Source organism: Marinobacter confluentis, assembly GCF_004785685.1.
GTDB classification, from domain to species: Bacteria; Pseudomonadota; Gammaproteobacteria; order Pseudomonadales; family Oleiphilaceae; genus Marinobacter; species Marinobacter confluentis.
In genome coordinates this window covers 1,040,489-1,057,615 of the sequence record NZ_SRPF01000001.1, presented here as the reverse complement: position 1 = coordinate 1,057,615, position 17,127 = coordinate 1,040,489, and the positions used below count along the sequence as shown (strand labels likewise).

Below are 17,127 nucleotides of genomic sequence, written 5' to 3'. Positions count from 1 at the left end.
TCACTGAAACATGCCCATTCCGCCGGACTCGATGACCTGCACCACAATCGGGAAGAAAAGGATCAGGAAGGTGAGTGGAAACAGGAAAACCATCAGTGGAAACATCAGTTTCACCGGCGCCTGGTTTGCCAGCCGCTCCGCCTCCAGGAACCGCTCTGTGCGGCGCTGCTCTGCCTGTATCTCGAGTGAGCGGGCAATGGCTGCGCCAGTCTCTTCGGCCTGGTTGACGGATGCCATGAAGTTACTGACAGACGCCACCTGGGCCCGGTTTGCCAGTTTTGTCAGCGCCTGGTTACGGGGCATACCTGCGCGGATGTCACTCAGGCAGCGGTCCAGTTCGGTCCGCAGTGGGCCTTTGGGCAGTTTGATGACAGACTGCTGCAGGGCAACGGTAAAGGTCAGGCCTGCCCTGAGTGACAGCACCAGTAGATCCAGAAAGAAGGGGAACATCTTGGTGATTTTTTTTCGGCGTTTCTTGATCCGGTCGTTCAGGGCGATGTCCGGATAGAAAGTGCCGAGCAGCAGAAAAAACACAAAAGTGATGGCATAGACGGTTCCTGACAGGCCAAGGCTGATGGACAGGATGGCAAAAAAGGATACGCCGCCGAGCAGGCCGACGATTCGGGTTGCCTGGAACTCTTCAGGCCCCAGTACGAAGCTCAGCCCGGCCATGGTGAGGCGGGCACGAATGAAATCACGTTGCCGCGGGGTCGACAGCCGGTCAAGGATTTCAACAAACGGGTCAGCAATCGACAGCGCAATCCGAAAACCGCCGGGCAGGGTTTCGCGTAGCTCTTCCATTTCAGTGTCCGCCGGCGTTTTCTCCGGCGTGATCGCGTAAAGCTTCAAGAGCAGGGCGGTTGAACCGGCTGCAAGCAGGCCAAATAGAACCAGCATTGCCCAGCCCAGCAGCGTAATTCCGGCACTTTCAAACATCTTCCACCTGTGTGACCGTTTCCTGGTTCATGGGGCGTCACCTATATATCGATGGTTACGATCTTGCGAATGGTGTAAATCGCCGACACCAGCAGAACGGCGGCAACCAGGAGCAGCAGCCAACCCACCAGCGTGGTGAACATCAGTCCCATCTGTTCCGGCTTCTGGAGGTAAAGGGCGATACCGACAAGTACTGGCATGAGCGACAGTACCCATCCCTGAAGTTTTCCCATGGAGGTCAGCGCTTTTACCTTGCCCTCGGTCTGGGCTTTGCTCTGCAGCGTTGAGGCCAGTGATTCCAGACTATTAGAGAGGTTGCCGCCCACGGTGCGGCTGACCTGAACTGCGGCGTTGACAAGTTCAAGTTCTTCGCAATCAACCCGCTGTTTCAGATTCTCCAGGCTTTGCTCCAGGTCCCGGCCAAGGCGGTACTCTGATAGCACCAGCGAAAATTCCTGGCCCAGCGGTTTTGGCTGCCGGGTTCCGACCAGTTCAATGGCCCGAACCACGGTGGCCCCGGCCTGCATGGCGCCGGCCATGGAGCGAAGAGCGTCTGGCAATTGATAGATAAACTGCTCCCGACGCCGTTTTTTCAACTGCATGATGAACAGGGGCAGGGCGACCGCACCGCCGATAAAGCCGAGCAGGGCGCCTGGCACGGACATCATCAGGTAGCCCAGCACAGAAAGCAGGATGGTGCCCGCAATACTGACAAGCAGCAGCTTGCTGGGGCTGACGAACATGAACGCGCCCTCAAGGTCGGACACGGCCGAATCAACCACCCGCTTGCTGTACCAGTTGATAGACTGCCGTCCGATCAGTAACAGGGTCAGGCACAATGTAATGGCGGCGACAGCGATCAGAGTGAGTACAAGAATCATGAGATCACCGCCTCCTGCTGATTCTCTGATGCAAAAATGTCCCAATCCAGTTCGATGCCAGCGTCGCTCAGCTTCTGATAGAAAGAAGGCGCGTAGCCACAGCCTTCATAGACGCCAAGCACATTGCCCTGGGCATCAATCCCTTTCTGCTTGAACCGGAACACCTCCTGTAGACCGATGATGTCCCCTTCCCAGGAACCCACTTCAACGATCGAGACAATGCGCCGTTTGCCGTCACTCATGCGCATCTGTTGAACAATGATCTGCACCGCAGAGGCTATCTGCTCACGAATCGCCTTGGCGGGAAGGTCCAGGCCCGCCATCAGCACCATGGTTTCCAGGCGCGCAAGCATGTCCCGGGGATTGTTTGCGTGGCCGGTGGTCAGCGAACCGTCGTGGCCGGTGTTCATGGCCTGCAGCATGTCCAGTGCTTCGCCGCCCCGGCACTCGCCAATCACAATCCGGTCCGGGCGCATCCGCAGGGAGTTACGCACCAGGTCGCGGATGGTCACGGCACCTTTTCCCTCCACGTTTGCCGGGCGGGATTCCAGCGACACCACGTGGGGTTGGGTAAGCTGAAGTTCGGCGGAATCCTCAATGGTGACGATGCGCTCGTCTGTTGAGACGTAATCAGACAGAATGTTGAGCGTGGTGGTCTTACCGGAACCGGTACCACCGCTCACCACGATGTTCTGCCGGTACTTGACGCAGATTTCCAGGAACTTTGCCATTTCCTCGCTCAGGGATCCGAAACGTACCAGATCGCTGATCCGCAGGCGGTCCTTGGCGAATTTTCGAATGGTCAGGGTGGGGCCGGTGAGTGCCAGTGGCGGGATAATGGCATTGACCCGTGAGCCGTCCGGCAGCCGGGCGTCAATCATCGGATTGCCTTCGTCGATTCGCCGGCCCAGAGGGCTGACAATGCGTTCGATGACATTCATCAGCGACTGGACGCTGGAAAAGGACACGTCCGTGGGCAAGAGCTTGCCGGCTTTCTCGATATAGATCTGTGACGAACCGTTGACCATGATTTCAGTGACGTCATCGTCATTCAGAAAAGGCTCAATGGGTCCGAAACCAATCGCCTCTGAGACAATGTCTGATATCAGGGCCTCCCGGTCGACACCAGCAGGTAGTGTGATCTTGCCGGACTGGATCAAGGCTTCGGCAGCGTTCCGTGTTTCGTTCCGTAGTTCGTTGTAATCAAGCTTGTTCAGGTCGCCGCGCTTACGCAGGTTCATGTACTCGAGGACCTTCTCCTGTGCCTCCCTGGTGATGGCGCCTGTCTGCCTCGAAGGGGCGGTTTCTGCTCCGGACGTGTGATCGGCTCTGGATGCTTCGGTGCCGGGCTTAAGGAGCATCTCGACGCGTCGGCCGAGTCGGACCCTTCGTTTTTCGGTGAGTACCTGTGGGCCGGAAATGGGTTCCTCGTCCAGCCAGGTACCATTGGTGCTGTCCAGGTCCTCAATCGCACATTCGGGGCCGTTTACTGACAGCAGCGCGTGTTCCCTGGAAACAAAGGCATCACCGACCGGGAAATCACAGTCGTCCGATTTTCCGATCATGTACCGGCCGTCTGCCAGGCTCTCTGACTGAAGCAGGTTTCCGGATGAGTCGTAGATGTTGACTAACCACATAGGCCTGGTTCCTCAATCGTAAAGGCTGAACTGAACGGAATCGCCTGATTCATTAACCAGGTCGTCAAATTGGTCGAGACGTTGCTGGTTGACGTCGTCGATGGCAGACACAATGGTCGGCCGGACCAGGACCAGCAGCTCCGTCTCGTTATTCTGGAAGGCACGTGATTTGAACAGTTCGCCCAGGATCGGAATGTTGCCAAGGCCTGGCACTTTATCCACGTCCTTGGACTCTTCGCTGCTCAGAAGCCCGGACACAATGAAGCTCTCGCCGCTCAGAAGACTGACATGGGTGTCTGTTTTGCGGGAGACGATCCCGGGGATGCCGTTGATGCTGACCGAACCATCGATGGAGCTGACCTCAACGCCAATACGGGTATTGATCAGGCCGCCGGCGCCATCAGCGATGGGTTCAATTTCCAGAATGATGCCGTAATCCTTGTACTCAATCCGCAGCTGGCCGTTGGTGTCCACCGCACTGATGGGAATCTCGCCGCCCACCACAAAGCGCGCTTCCTTGCCGCTGACAACCGACACCTGGGGCTCGGCCAGCAGGCGGGCAACGCCATCGCTGGCAAGCAGGTTAATCGCCGAGGTTACCCGGGTGGACCAGCCGAAATAGCTCTGGCTGCCAGCGTCCAGTGGAACGGTGAGCGATGAAGGTGCCTGGACGCCGCTGGGCAAGGCTGGCCTGAACAGGGAATTGGTGCTCCAGTCATTGACGGTGGCCACTTCCGGGCCCGCGAGGGTGTCCGCCCAGTCTATGCCCAGCTGGGTCAGACCGTTGCGGCGAACCTCGATAATGCGGGCATTCAGGTTAATTGTCGGTTTGGCCAGAACCTCGGAAACCGTCACTTCGCTAATGACTTCGTCATAGCGCTCAGCCAGGGCTTCGATCAGTGCGGCGTCCTGGGGGCGAAGCGCCTGACCGTAGAGCAGTATGTCGCCGTTGCCCATTTCCCGCATTTCGATGCCTTCAAGCTCACCAAGCAGGCTCTGGAGTTTTTCGCTGGAGACCTTTGCTTCTGAGGATCCTACCGTTAGCCGGTGACGGTGCTGCTCACCGTCATCGGTCCAGACCCGAAGGTCGGTGGAACCGGGCACCAGGCCAATGACCAGCACCTCTTCGGTTTCGTTAAGCGCGTGAACCTCAGCGAGCTCGCCATCACCGATGGCGACTCGGGTGACGCCGGGAACGTCCATCAGGTGGGTAAAGCCAACCGGAACGGAAAGGTTATGGGCGGTCGCTGGTGTCGAACTCATCAACATCATGGCTAGAACCAGGCAGGCGATTTCTGCCAGGCGGCGACAGGCTGGCGTTATCCGTTGAGTATGCAGTTTCATTGGCCGGTTCCCCCGATGATCAGGTCAATGTTTCTGGGCGGCTCGACGCGCGGAGTCGTCGGTTGTGGCGGAAGAATCGGGGCCGGTGTTGGTTCGGGCTGGCTGAAATACTTGCTGAAGGGCCCGTCAAAAAGTGCGCTTGCCGTCATCGCGCTATCAAAGCCGGAATCGCTGTCCTCGGGCGAGCGCAGCACTGCCGTGAGCGACCCTTGTTGTCTTGCCTGCAGCAGTCGCGCTGCGTCTTTCGGGGAAACTTCCAGGGTAATGTGCTGGTAGCGGCGGTCGTTAGCGCCCTGGTAAACCTCACCGACAGCAAGAATGTCAAGGTTATCCAGCAGGGGCAGGGTGACGATGCCTTCCTGATTCTGCATTCTCATGGTTGCCATCAGGTCAATGTTGTCGCCCGGGTTGAGCAGCCCGCCAACCGAGGACACCACGTCAACCGGAAAAGTGACCGCTCGCATGCCATCCGTAATCTGACCGGAGAAGGTTCCCTGGCTGATGATGCCGCGGCTGACATAGTTGGAAAGAATGGGCTGACCGGCTTCCACATCCACGACCAGATTTGCACCCTGGATCTTTTCCAGTTGCCTGGGATGCAGCGCCTGCGACGGAATGAACTTTCTGGGTAGCTCCTTCACGATCAGGTTCTGGCGGGTGATCTTGGCGCCTTGCTCCATGGTTGGACCAGCGGCAATCACGGGCATCAGATCGTACTTGCTTTCCAGTTCTTCCTGCATGCCGGATACACGCCCCTGGATATACTGGGCAGACAGCCAGACCGCAACGCCGCCCACAAGAAGCGAGGCGATGGCAATTATGATGATTGAGCGCTTTGCATTAACCTGCATCTGTTTTTATACCTCTTCCGAGAAATCAACCGGCGCCAAGCACCTGGAAGTAGCCGCGTTGGTAGCTTTCCGCGCCCTGGACGAACAGATTCACCATGAACCAGCTCATCATCAGAAAAGACGCCACAACCACGTATTCCACCAGCACATTGCCGCCGTTCCTGGTTTTTTTCAGTCGTGACAGGTGACGTTTACGGTTGCCATGTTCTGGCCTCTGAATGTTTGATCCATAGAGATGAGTCGACATTCCCGGTTCCCCTTTTTCAGGATGCGGTAAACCGCCACTTCGGTAGATTGAGGCTGATGCTGATCAGAGGCGGACTGCCAGCCGTCATTCTGGAAGGCACCAACCAGTGATGCGCCGACATCGGACGCCATTCGCTCGGAAAAACCGAGATAGGTTTCGCCGGTTCGGGGCCCGTCCCGATAGATTTCATGGCTGAGAAGGGTCACGCCCTCAGGGACGGGAACCGATGGTGATGTCATTTCGGGCTTGAAGATGTCCGGCCGTGGTGTCAGCACCACAAAACCCTTGCTGCCATGGCCGTGACGGGCACGTTGGCCCTGAACATTGATAAAGTGTCTGCTATCTGAAATGCCCAGCGTTTTCATCTCGCCCATTTCCTGGACCTGGCCGACGGTAAAGCCGTTACGGGATAGCCGGTCGCTGACTGCGTGAATGACCTGGTCGATCCGTTGGTGGGATTTGAAACTGTAAATGCGCATGGGCAGTCCGTTTCGGATCATGTCGCTGGCGACACTGACCACCTCGACCGATCTGGGGAATTCCAGTTCGGGCAGGTCTCCGGGCAGGGGCTTGCCACCGGCCCCGGCGATGTCTACGAGCGCCAACAGAATCAGCAGCACCTGCAACTGCGCCACGGGGGAAGTTGGGATTTTCATTCGTCATTCCCCGGAATTACACGGGTTAGCGGCATTGCGGTACTGGTGGGCTCGAGCTCAGGATTCTTGGCTTGCATGGTCGGGCCCAGTATTGGCACGTACTCCAGCAGCTTGCTCTGATCACCCAGACGCCCGGTGATACCGCTGTTTATCTTGTCAGTGGCGATGGTGATGTAGTCCATTAGCTGTTTGACAGAGAGGCTATGAACTTTCTTTTTATAAACGGCCTCGTTCTTCGGCGCCCATGGGTTGGTCAGCAAGGACGCTGTCGAGGTCATGGTGAATTCGTCGGACCCGTCCGTGCTGTCAAAATCCAGCCACCCAAGGCTCCAGGCGCCCTGAAAGACATTACGAAGATTGATGGTGGCGTCTGCGGAGGCCAGGGCTTCCGTCGGCATTTCCAGGCCCATGTTGGCAATCGGGTCAATGTTGAAATCATGCAACGTGCTTGAGGGTCTGGCGCCAGACTGTTCTTCGTAATCCATCGTGGCGGCATACCGCGAGTGCAGATGCTCCCAGGCACTGCGGGTTTCGGTGTCTGACGCACCCTGAATAAACGTGCCGACGTTGCCACCAAAGCTACCAAAGCCGGAACGGGTTTCGCCGCCCCAGGAAAGCACTTCCTGAGTGTTATGGTCGTCTCCGCCGTAGTCAGCGAGTTCACTCATGCTGCGATCCGAGCGGATTCTGAGATTCGGGTTAGAGTACAGGGCGAGGCCGGCGTCGAGCGTTGAATAGTCGGAGCGGAGGACCGAACTGGCGTTTCCGCCCAGTTCTTCATCGTGGCCGCCATTCCAGGGCCGTTCAGGATCAGCCCACACTGAGCGCTCCCACACCGCATAACGGGCAGCGTTCACCGACAGTGTTTTCGCCTGAAAGTACAAAGCCAACGCCATGATGCCAGCTGCAATCGCGATGATAAGTGGTCCGATCACCACCATTTCAACAAGCGCCTGACCTTTTTGATGCTGGTTGTCCATGGCAACTCCGACTCATGGGCATGAGTTATGCTCTGACAGGCCCCTGCCTGGCAAGGGCCTGTCTCCTGGAAAGGTTGGTTTGGGCTTACGGTGTGCCACCACCACCGCCGCTGCTGTAGAAGTCGTTCATGCTTTCGCCGGTGTCATCGCGGGTGACAGTTGCATCCGCCCCGTCTTCACCTGCGAGGGACGCGGCCATATTTGAGAACTGGCTCTGGACCACGCCGCCAAACATGCTCACCACGGTGATGGCAGCAAGTGCCACCAGGGCGACAACGATGATGTATTCCGACATCCCCTGACCGGCCTGGCGGCCAAAAATTTTCCGATTTGAAGTTTTCATAAGGCACTCCTGGTTTTTGTTTCAAAGAGTAAAACAGTGTTCCGCGGCCATCGGTTTACACTTGCTGACAACCCGGCCGTTTGGTTACGGATTGTTGCGGTTTTGTGTAAAAATACCCGCAGCGCACAACTTAAAGTTAACCGGCCGTTACATTCCGGGCTATGCAGATTTTGCCCAATGCTGATGAAAAATTGAGAAAAAACAGAATAGGGAACAATAAGAAACACATAAAAAAGGTTCACTACCAAAAAATAATAGTGAACCAAGTTAATTGGGTATTTTATTAACCGTAAATGTATTTATTATTTATGTGATATACCTCTTAGTATTTAACCAGCCTGGCATCCCACAAAGGCGTTAACAGGTTTGGAAGCTCCTCTGATATACCTATTTTTTCCTGGAGTTTACCCACAATGGGCGTGGCTATCTGGTCATGGGGCCATTTCTGCCCGTACCAGTTCTTCATCAGGTCCATCCAGGGCATTCCAGAGATGGTGTCTGCGGCAAGCCAGCCGAATGGCGACAGGGTTTCCGCAGTGTCAGAGCCGGGCTTGGGGAAATATCCGGGAACCTGGTCGCCGCCAAACTTATAGGACGGGTTGTCGGCGTCGGCAGGCTGGCGGTAATAGAATACTTCAGCACTGGCGGTTGCCTGGAATTCGCCGTCATCCGGGGGTGCCATAAAGCCCAGATCAAGGGATGAATTGCTGATTGGCCTTGTGACGGTTACCTCTATCGCCCGGTCCTCCCGGGCTTCCAGGCCGAACGACAGTCCGTCCGTCCAGGGTACTTCCATAAGCGCCATATACAGCGGCACGCCCTGATAGGTTGGCCAGAATTCTTTGGCGGTCGCGCCGCCCCAGGCAAGCTCATTACCTTCGAAATCGAATCCGGAATTGTAGAGGGTGTCTTTGATATCGATAAACGGAACCTTCTTTGACCACTGTGGTCGCCAGATAAAGGCACCCATCTTGATCGAGTCCTCGGATTGCCAGTCAGCGCCCCAGGAGGCCCCGCGGGCCAGGGTTGTTGCCAGTCCTTTCACGCCGGATTTTTTCCCCAGTGGGCTGTTGTAAAGCCGGGTTTTGAAGGCTTCAACCACGGCCTGCTTGGCATTCCTGGCTGCCTGACGATAGGGACTTGTTTCAGTCAGGTCTGAATAGGAATTGTTGCTGGAGGTGCCGGAGCGCCGGCGCCCGCTGGCGTCCGTATTGGCCCTACCGGCAATGTCGGCGTTGGGACGCGGCTCGCTTGAAATGGAAACAGAGTTCGCGGAGTCACCGGCATAACCGTCGAAAGGGTCAAAATCATAGCCCGGTGTACCGCTCGGGTCTGGCTCTGGATCCCCCTCCCATTTTTCGCGGCGTTTTTTAAGAATGTCCCGGCCGTTTTCAGAGCCGTTTGCCTGGGCGAAGAAAAAATCCGACCCGCCGGTTTTGTCGATCGCAATCTGTGACATAGACGGCAGGGCCGGGGGCACAAACGGGGGTGTGCAGGGTGGGGTGGTAATGATTCTGCCGCTGTCATCCGTGCCGAGAGGAACGACTGGTGGCAGGGGAACCGGTACCGGGTAATTAATCGGGGGAACCGGCGGTACCATCTGAAAACACTGACGCCATGCCCGTTGCTTGGAAATATAATGGTCGTCTTCGGTCGTGGTGGTATCGCCAATCAGCCGGTCCATGGGGCTTAAAGAGGTGTTGTCTTTATGGCTGAAGTCGTTCTCTGCATCCAGTCCATTGAACGCCAGCCCCGAAATGGTGCCCGCAATCGCGCCGATCGGGCTTCCCCCAGAGGCCATACGGGTTCTGAGATGATTGCCCAGATTGAAATCCACCTTGCCCGGTACCGACAGCCCGAATCCGTCGAGGCCCGGCCTGATGGGCAACATCCATGCATACATTTCCTTGGACGTGGTGTCGGCGACGCTGATGTCAGCGCCATAACCGAGGGCGACCTGGCTCATGGTGTTGTCGATAACGGTGCTCATGGCAAGATATTCGGCAAGTTGAATGCCGGCGTAGGCCGTATTCAGCAGATCGGTCAGCGGGATTGTGCCGTAGCCCAGAGTTGTGGCCAGCATGTCGAGTGCGGCACCACCGGCACGGCCGGCGGCCTGGAACTTGTCGCCTGCGGATTTGCCGGCTTTCTTTCTGGCGTCATCCGCCTCCTCCTGTAAGCTGCCATCGCCCGGTGGTTCGTAAGCATCTGTCCAGTCATCTGGCGGTTCGCCGTCATCACTTAGAGGGGTGCCGTCCGGAAGCAGTGGTTCATCTGCGTCGTCGGCGAATTCGGAGTCGCCCGCGCCAACCAACGCCATTGCCTGCTCCTTATAGGAAGCTGCCGCAATCTTGATGACCTCCGCCATCAGCATTCTTGGGCGGGAGATAGTGTCGATGCCATCCGCCAACTGCCGCAGGTGGCTCACATAGGCAACCATGTATCCGGAGGCAATGGTGTTAGCGACCATCCCGCGGGTGGTGTAAGCCATGAAATTCATGGATCTGGCCGCCTGTAGTGCTCCACTGTAGGCCGCGCCATCTGCCGCGTTGACCAGTTCCATTTTGGAGACAGTGGCACGAGACATGTTGTATGAAACAACCGCGACAATAAGAACGGCCATGACAACCAACATAAGAACGGGCATTACCTGGCCGCGTTGATTTTGTCTCATGACGGTTTCTCCTCACTGATACAGAACTTAAACCGCTGTTACGGGTTTTAACAATGAGGTTACTCAGGGATTCCTACAGGCGCTGCGCAAAAATTGCGCGAGGCCTGTAGGATTTTGATCAGTTCACACCGGTTGAACGCGGGCCATTCCCAGTGCGTCTCTCAGGTCAGGAATCTGGTCATCCTGTTTCGCCCAGCACTTATCCCGGTACTTGGAGGGTGACATTTTCATCCTGGCCTTGAATGCCCGGTTACAATTGGAAAGATTGGTAAACCCTGTCTCCATGGCAATGGCTGACACGGACCGGTTTGTTCGGGCGAGCAGCACGCACATACGTTGGGTTCGCAGGCTGTTGACGTAGTCAATCAGGCCGGTGTTGAACGTTGCCTTGAACAGGCGGCAAAAGTGACTTGGACTCATGCAGGCCACGCCGGCGACAGTTTCAAGGTCTATTGCCTGGTCAAAGTTTCTGTTGATGTAGTCCAGGGCGCGGTCCAGGGCTTCGCATCGCTGGCTCTGGCTCTCGCCAGTGTCGGTTGTTGAGGACAGGGTCTGATAGCTCACGTGCCTTAGACGATCAAGGATGGTTAAAAAGGAGCACAGTCGTTTGCAGCCGTTCTCTTCCTTCAACTGCGAAATAGCGGTGCCTATTTCGGTAGTTTCCGGGCCGAGGTCGAACCGTAAGCCAAACCTGGCATCATCCATCATGCTGGTCAGGTTGTTCAGCTCTGGGAAAAGGCGCTGAGCATTACTGATGGCGCTGCCAGGAAAGAAGGCTGCGCACGACAACCCGTCGTGGTGACTCTTAACGCCCGGAGGGTTTTCGGTTGTTCTTACCCAGCTGCGCGCCAGATTGGGAGCGATCAGGAAAATAGATGATGATGGAACCGGGCCGCAATAATCCCCGATATGTACTTCGCCTTTAAAATCGGGACAGTAACGAAGTTCATACTCTTCATAATAATGCCAGCTATCACTTAAAGACTGGTGGGCGGTATGAAAACATTGAATAATTGTTTTCGTTGTTAGTTTCAAAGTTTCTTTTTTTGGTTTCATGTCGTCTACTACCACTCAATGTCACCAAGATGCATTTAATACCCGTCTTTTATCGACGGCGTTTCATGTAGCGTTTGGCTCCTTATTTCAGTGGTTAGATATTTTGTTAAATTTATTTTCACAAATAAGATAAGTCATCAAGTCGAAGAAATTTTGCAGAAAGCTCCTGTGTTTTTGCAAAAAACTACGGTTATGCTTTTATTTGACCTCCACTGGTGTTTCAGGCCAGTGGAGGTGAATGCTCTGAATAATGATTCAGATCTTGGTGGTGGATTCTAACGAATTGCAGATGTCATGGATTGGGTGAATAGGGTTCTGTCCCGATCTCCGATATCTCAAATTCGGCGGGTGGCAGGCTGCCAGTCCATTTTGCCACTGCTTCCGGCAGCGGCGCGTGTAGCGCACCAAATATCGTGCGCTCTTGTTCGATACGCTCAAATGTGAACGGGCCGACCATACTGCTCATATGTCGAAGGAGTCGCAGCCCGAATTGACCACCTGCGGGGAGGTCAAACCTGTCTCTCACATCGTCCATCAGCTCTTCAGCATCGATTAGCGCGCGCAGCACCGGGCTGATGCCCAGAATTTTTTCGATGAACACATCGAACTGACCACCGACAAAGCTGGCCTCCGCTGAAAGCCAGTCTTCCTCAACGGTCGCCATGGGAGCGTGATCAAGATCCAGCTCCAGCCACTCGGTCCAGTTTTTGCGCTGGGATGTGGCCAGGGTAATGGCTTTAATCAGGTGGCCACGAATCACCCCTGTAACCAGAGGGCCGTTGGCTTTTTCTCCGTTGACGTCATAGATGCCGTAGGCTTCAAAGGTAACCTCTCCATACTGGCCGATTTCGAACAGGTCTTTCAGGCCCTTGGGCACTGCAAGGTCGGGGCCGGTATCCTCCTGCGGAAAAAGCAGGCGAAGGCGCCACTGATCGGTAGGCTGTTTCCAGTAGGGTGCGGCTGCATCGACCTCCCGCAGTTCGGGGTAGGTGGATAGCTGAATAACAACGCCGCGGTCGTATGGGTTTTCCCGGGGCAGGTCGTTGGGAACGGAATAGCCCCGCTCCCGAAGATAGTCGGCCATTGACCTGGATTCGCCTACCGCATGCACGCTGAACGCTCCGAATTCGGTTCCATCAATCTGAACATCTGGAATGCCTTTATCTCTGAGACCATCCAGAACGGATCGGGCACGTCGCCAGGCTAGCTCCCTATTGTATGCGTCAGAGCCGGTTGCGCTGGTGTATGCCTCTGTTCGATAGGTGCCCAGCGCGGGGTTTTCGGTCATCAGGTGGCTGGCTGCCCGTAGGCCTTCATCGTGCGCGGTTTTCAGGGTGCTGGACTCAACACCAAAATTCAGCAACACCAACTCCCAGACCCCCGGCCGCTTTTCTTTCAGGAAATAGGCCGGCGCCTGGGATTCCAGCCGCCGCTGCTCCTCAAGCTCTGCGGTGGTGGTTTCGGGTGTCAGCGACTCATCGCCTACGTCATCAGACACTGTGTCCGTGGCGGCCGGTCTTCTCACCGAAACCGATCTTGAGCCTTCCGCGTCCTGCTCGGAAACGGTGACATCCCGGTCATTGCCGAATTGTTCGACGATGGATCGGGCCCGGTCGGAAACGCCTCTTGCCGCGTCGCGCCCGAGATTGTCCGCCTGTGCCCGCATCGCCCTCTGGCCGTCTTCTTCTGACATAGAGCCATTGGCGACTGCTCGATCCACAGCGGCGCGGTTACGGTCAAAATTCTTGCCTGCGTCCCGTTCTGCCTGAATATCGGCCAGCCGCGCCTGCAGTGCGAAATTACCAAACTTGCCCGCCAGGTCAGAGGCGGACTGCATGGCAGACAGGGCATTGTTCTGGGTGCCTTCCAGGCCGGCCATGTCCCGGAACCCACTGTTACTGCCCAGCGTGCTCAGAATGTCACCGAAGCCCTGGGGAGAGGGCGCTGCCGGGGCATTCTGCAGGTTGATGATGGATTCAGGCATCTGCGACGGTGTCGTGTTCTGAGGTTGACTGCGGCGGGAATCGAAGAAGTTGCTGGGGAAATCGGCCAGTGCAGGGTCGGTATCATTCAAAACCCAGTCGGTCGATCCCTCGTGCTCTTCACAGGCTTCACACTGGTCCATGATAGCCTGGGCATAGAGCCCGTCTGTGGGCAGACTGACACGCATGGGCGCAGACGGCGCACCTTCGCCCTTGTAGTAATTGAATGCGTCCTCGTAACTGTCGTGGCCGTTGATGCCCAGAAAAGCGCCGGCGGCCACCTTGAACACCAGTGAGTTGCCCAGTATGGCAATGGGCTCCCGCTCAACCACCGAGGCAATCGAGCGTCGGTCGCTGGAGGAAATGGCAAAGCCGTCCAGTAGCATGTAGAGCTCATCCCGGTCCATCGTCCACCACAGAACCTTGTGGTAGTAGTGAAGGTTATCGTTGATGTGCCCCAGAACCTTGTCGACGGCCTTTTCGGCGTCCCTCCTCGGGTTCTGTGTTTCCCAGTTGGTGGGCCGGAATGAGAGGGTGGCGCTTTCTGAAGACGCCGGCCGCGCTGAATCGTCGTCCCAGGCGGGCGGTGCAATCAGGTCATGGGTGCCTCGTGGTGCGCTGACCCGACGATGATAGTGCGCGGTGTGAAATTCCACGGAAGCACTGGTGACGTTGGCGACAGAACCCTTAGGCAGGCTTTCGATGGCCGAGAGCACCAGTGTGCTGATGTCCTCCCGTTTGTTGTCTTCCAGGGCATCGGCGGGAACGGTGAAATCCACCCGAACGGTACGGTTGAACCGGTATTCCCCGACAAGAGTGAAATCCGCGCCCTCCAGGGTTCCATTGTTGCTTTCAAGTTTGAGGCGATCGCACCACCGGCGGGCCATACCCGGTGCAATTTCACGCTGGAAATAGGCGTCACGCTGGGCGGCACTGTAGTCACGTATACGGGCGACAATCTGGCCGACGGGAAAGGGCAGAATGCCAGCATAGGCCTGCCAGACCTTGGTGGTGACCCGTTCGCCAACCGCGCCTTCCTCTTTTAGCTGGTCATCGATGTCTTCGGAGACCACTTCGTCGCGGGGGCGCTCAATACCCAGTTTTATATAGATTGAACCGGTCAGGCTTTCCAGCCGTTGCTTCATCCGTTGGCCATCTGGTGGCTCGTCCACGCCTTCCCACCCGTTGGCGATGTCTTCCGCGTATTTGAGGGCCCAGCGCAGTTCCGGCTTCTTGAGGTATCGCTCAAACACGTCTCGCCATCGGGCCAGCCTGGGCAGGGTAAAAGGCCGGATTGAGAAGGGCACGAACAGGCATTCACGGACGCCTGCCAGAACCGTATCGACCCTGATATGGCGCAGGATTTCGTGGTAGATCACGGTCAGCGAATGGCAATAGTTGGGGTTGCGAACTACCTCGGAAACGCCTTCGACGGTCTCTTCCTGGGTGACCTCGTTGACAACCGTGCTTTCAAACTGCCGTAGGGAATCCCCATACTGGCGAACGGCATCCCGCAGACTTTGTTCTTCGGCGGCGGCAACGCTGCGGCCGCCTTTCTGCCAGCTGCTGGAACTGGCCTGGCCGTGTGCGGCGCCACCGCCAATAACCACGGGGCCCATGGCGAAACCGATGCCTCCGGCCACGCCAGTGGTCTGTGATTCGCTGCCGCCCTTGCTCCATTCGTTCAGGTTAGAGCGCACTGCATCGCTATAGTCACGCTCCCGGAATGTGCTCTGGGCCACTTCTTCCGAGACGCCGCTGCGTTCCCTGCGAGAGCTCTCTTCGCGTCGACGCCAGTCCATTTTGACGATCCGGCGCGTCTGTCTGGGAGCTAGAGTCAGGGTATGGGCGACATCCCCCAGTGAATAGCCATTGGAGCGCCACTGCACACGCCATTCCATAATGTGGCCGCCAGCCACTGAAAGCGCCTGATATTGCGTTGAGTCGCCGTCCCAGTCAATCGGGTTGCTGGCGCCTACGGGCTGGCGGCGGTCTGCCCCCCGCCCAACCGGAAATAAAGGCAGAAAATCAATGGCCTTGACCGGTGTCAGCAGCGACGCCGGGTCCTGGGGCAGGAAGCGAGTCAGGCTGGCGCTCATGTTGCGTATTCGGGGCAGGTCTGCAGCAAAATCCGGGTTGTTGGTTCCGCCCTCCCGAACCATGGCGTTCATCAAAACCATGGGCCGACCGGCGTCTTTGGGGTGCATCAAGCCCTTGTAGTCAGGCCGGGTATTTGATGTGGATTCTATTTCCGGCTGTTCGACCCGGAAGACCGTGTGAAACCGACGCTCACCCAGAATTCGCGCCGGGTTGCTGAAGGGTTTGCAGAAAGAGCCGGGGTCATCACTGAACATGTCGGGTTTGTTCAGAACGCTGTCTTCATCAACGTCCAGTGGCGGGTTCTTTGAGCCTTTACCGGCAGCGGGTTGGGGCGTCTCTCCGTCGTTCTGGTTTTCCTCATGCCACGGCAGAAGCAGCCTCAGGTCATGCTGCGGCCGACGCAGCGAGCCGTCCTCCCGGTAGCCAATGATCAGCTCCGGGCCGTTCAGCATCCACGCCCAGCCGGCGGCTTCTGTGCCGGGGTCAAACGGCCGGTTGATGTGAAAGGTGCCGTCGAATTTCAGGTCGGCGGCGGTCAGTGCCAATGCTCCCAGCTGGTTGCCGGCCTCCGGACTCATGGCAATCCTGCTGGAGAGGGGACTAAGGCCGTCGTGGTCAGACTGACCCAGCAGCCCTTTCAGGGCCTCCTGTTTCGCCGGGGTATCGATAATATCCACGCTCAGTGAGTAGGTATCAAAGCGCTGATCCGGTTGCCCGATACGGACGAACCGGCCGGCGCGGTCCAGCACTGGCTGTTCTGAGGGCTCAAGACGGGTCAAGGCCTGCTTCAAGATGGCTGCCGGTATCGTCAGCCTGGCCGCGTACCAATCGGATTCGGTGTCGGGGGATATCGTGCCCAGGTCGGCAAGCTCCAGCCCCTGTCGGTTCTCGAGTATGGCAGTAATGGGTTGCTCGATCTCGATAGGCTCGATGGTTGCTTCGGCACGGGCGTGCCGGTCCAGTCGAAAGGTTTCACTGGCGGGACGAATGCTACTTTCCTCATCGCCTTTCCTTTCAGGTGTCTGGTAGGTGATTCGAACCTGTAGCGATTCGGCGTCCGTGTTATCTGTGTTTTCCTTAGGGGTGATGTATAAACGCAGTTGTTCTGACATAGTCGGTCCTGTCCTGTTGTATCAGCATCCCTGTCGACGTCACCACAAAGGGCAGACTCGTCAGACAATACAACCGGGCCCGAACGTGACAGTGTCACTTTAGGCAAGACAACCTTGTCATTGGTGCTTCGTTGCAACCCCTTGCGGGGGTACGAAGACTGGTATGCATCCTTGGCTTTACAGCCCGGCTATCGATGCGTGCGCTTTAGCGACGCATGACAGGCGGGCTCCCAGCGGTTTCAGCTTTGTGGAAAATTGCCACTTTGTAAAGTTTGAATCCGTATTTTTCCGACATGTGTCGCCTTGCGTCACCGCAACAATATAAAAC

The 17,127-nt window shown here is 56.8% G+C and carries 12 protein-coding genes; all 12 read right to left on the bottom strand.

Features of this window, described 5'->3' with window-relative positions; all coding sequences use genetic code 11:
• On the bottom strand, positions 1 to 936 hold the full coding sequence (locus E5Q11_RS04930) for a type II secretion system F family protein (RefSeq protein ID WP_135802251.1): 936 nt from the start codon (positions 934 to 936) through the stop codon (positions 1 to 3).
• 41 nt (positions 937 to 977) lie between these two features.
• Entirely contained in the window at positions 978 to 1,817 is an 840-nt protein-coding gene (locus E5Q11_RS04925) for a type II secretion system F family protein (protein ID WP_135802250.1), read from the bottom strand.
• Entirely contained in the window at positions 1,814 to 3,454 is a 1,641-nt protein-coding gene (locus E5Q11_RS04920) for an ATPase, T2SS/T4P/T4SS family (protein ID WP_135802249.1), read from the bottom strand. Before E5Q11_RS04920 ends, E5Q11_RS04925 begins: the two co-directional genes overlap by 4 nt.
• A 12-nt stretch (positions 3,455 to 3,466) precedes the next feature.
• Positions 3,467 to 4,798 (bottom strand): type II and III secretion system protein family protein, encoded by a 1,332-nt coding sequence (locus E5Q11_RS04915; RefSeq protein WP_135802248.1) that lies wholly within the window; start codon positions 4,796 to 4,798, stop codon positions 3,467 to 3,469.
• Entirely contained in the window at positions 4,795 to 5,649 is an 855-nt protein-coding gene (cpaB, locus tag E5Q11_RS04910; protein ID WP_135802247.1) for a Flp pilus assembly protein CpaB, read from the bottom strand. Before cpaB ends, E5Q11_RS04915 begins: the two co-directional genes overlap by 4 nt.
• 25 nt (positions 5,650 to 5,674) lie before the next feature.
• Positions 5,675 to 5,797: a hypothetical protein gene (locus E5Q11_RS18070; RefSeq protein ID WP_263641508.1), complete on the bottom strand. Its 123-nt coding sequence runs from the start codon at positions 5,795 to 5,797 to the stop codon at positions 5,675 to 5,677.
• Between the two features lie 23 nt (positions 5,798 to 5,820).
• On the bottom strand, positions 5,821 to 6,552 hold the full coding sequence (locus tag E5Q11_RS04905; protein WP_135802246.1) for a hypothetical protein: 732 nt from the start codon (positions 6,550 to 6,552) through the stop codon (positions 5,821 to 5,823).
• Positions 6,549 to 7,532, bottom strand: coding sequence for a TadE/TadG family type IV pilus assembly protein (locus E5Q11_RS04900; RefSeq protein WP_135802245.1), 984 nt, complete (start codon positions 7,530 to 7,532; stop codon positions 6,549 to 6,551). Before E5Q11_RS04900 ends, E5Q11_RS04905 begins: the two co-directional genes overlap by 4 nt.
• Before the next feature lie 85 nt (positions 7,533 to 7,617).
• A complete protein-coding gene (locus E5Q11_RS04895; protein WP_210426282.1) occupies positions 7,618 to 7,875 on the bottom strand; it encodes a Flp family type IVb pilin in 258 nt (85 codons plus the stop codon).
• 322 nt (positions 7,876 to 8,197) lie between these two features.
• On the bottom strand, positions 8,198 to 10,549 hold the full coding sequence (locus E5Q11_RS04890) for a Tad domain-containing protein (RefSeq protein ID WP_135802244.1): 2,352 nt from the start codon (positions 10,547 to 10,549) through the stop codon (positions 8,198 to 8,200).
• A 123-nt stretch (positions 10,550 to 10,672) separates the two neighbouring features.
• Positions 10,673 to 11,605, bottom strand: a complete 933-nt coding sequence (locus E5Q11_RS04885; protein ID WP_135802243.1) for an AraC family transcriptional regulator — start codon at positions 11,603 to 11,605, stop codon at positions 10,673 to 10,675.
• Positions 11,606 to 11,897: 292 nt separating this feature from the next.
• On the bottom strand, positions 11,898 to 16,799 hold the full coding sequence (locus E5Q11_RS04880) for an OmpA family protein (RefSeq protein ID WP_135802242.1): 4,902 nt from the start codon (positions 16,797 to 16,799) through the stop codon (positions 11,898 to 11,900).
• Positions 16,800 to 17,127 lie beyond the last annotated feature (328 nt).

Coding starts and splice junctions, on each gene's coding strand:
- E5Q11_RS04930 (WP_135802251.1), bottom strand. CDS start 936: ATGTTTGAAAGTGCCGGAATTACGCTGCTGGGCTGGGCAATGCTGGTT.
- E5Q11_RS04925 (WP_135802250.1), bottom strand. CDS start 1,817: ATGATTCTTGTACTCACTCTGATCGCTGTCGCCGCCATTACATTGTGC.
- E5Q11_RS04920 (WP_135802249.1), bottom strand. CDS start 3,454: ATGTGGTTAGTCAACATCTACGACTCATCCGGAAACCTGCTTCAGTCA.
- E5Q11_RS04915 (WP_135802248.1), bottom strand. CDS start 4,798: ATGAAACTGCATACTCAACGGATAACGCCAGCCTGTCGCCGCCTGGCA.
- cpaB (WP_135802247.1), bottom strand. CDS start 5,649: ATGCAGGTTAATGCAAAGCGCTCAATCATCATAATTGCCATCGCCTCG.
- E5Q11_RS04905 (WP_135802246.1), bottom strand. CDS start 6,552: ATGAAAATCCCAACTTCCCCCGTGGCGCAGTTGCAGGTGCTGCTGATT.
- E5Q11_RS04900 (WP_135802245.1), bottom strand. CDS start 7,532: ATGGACAACCAGCATCAAAAAGGTCAGGCGCTTGTTGAAATGGTGGTG.
- E5Q11_RS04895 (WP_210426282.1), bottom strand. CDS start 7,875: ATGAAAACTTCAAATCGGAAAATTTTTGGCCGCCAGGCCGGTCAGGGG.
- E5Q11_RS04890 (WP_135802244.1), bottom strand. CDS start 10,549: ATGAGACAAAATCAACGCGGCCAGGTAATGCCCGTTCTTATGTTGGTT.
- E5Q11_RS04885 (WP_135802243.1), bottom strand. CDS start 11,605: ATGAAACCAAAAAAAGAAACTTTGAAACTAACAACGAAAACAATTATT.
- E5Q11_RS04880 (WP_135802242.1), bottom strand. CDS start 16,799: ATGTCAGAACAACTGCGTTTATACATCACCCCTAAGGAAAACACAGAT.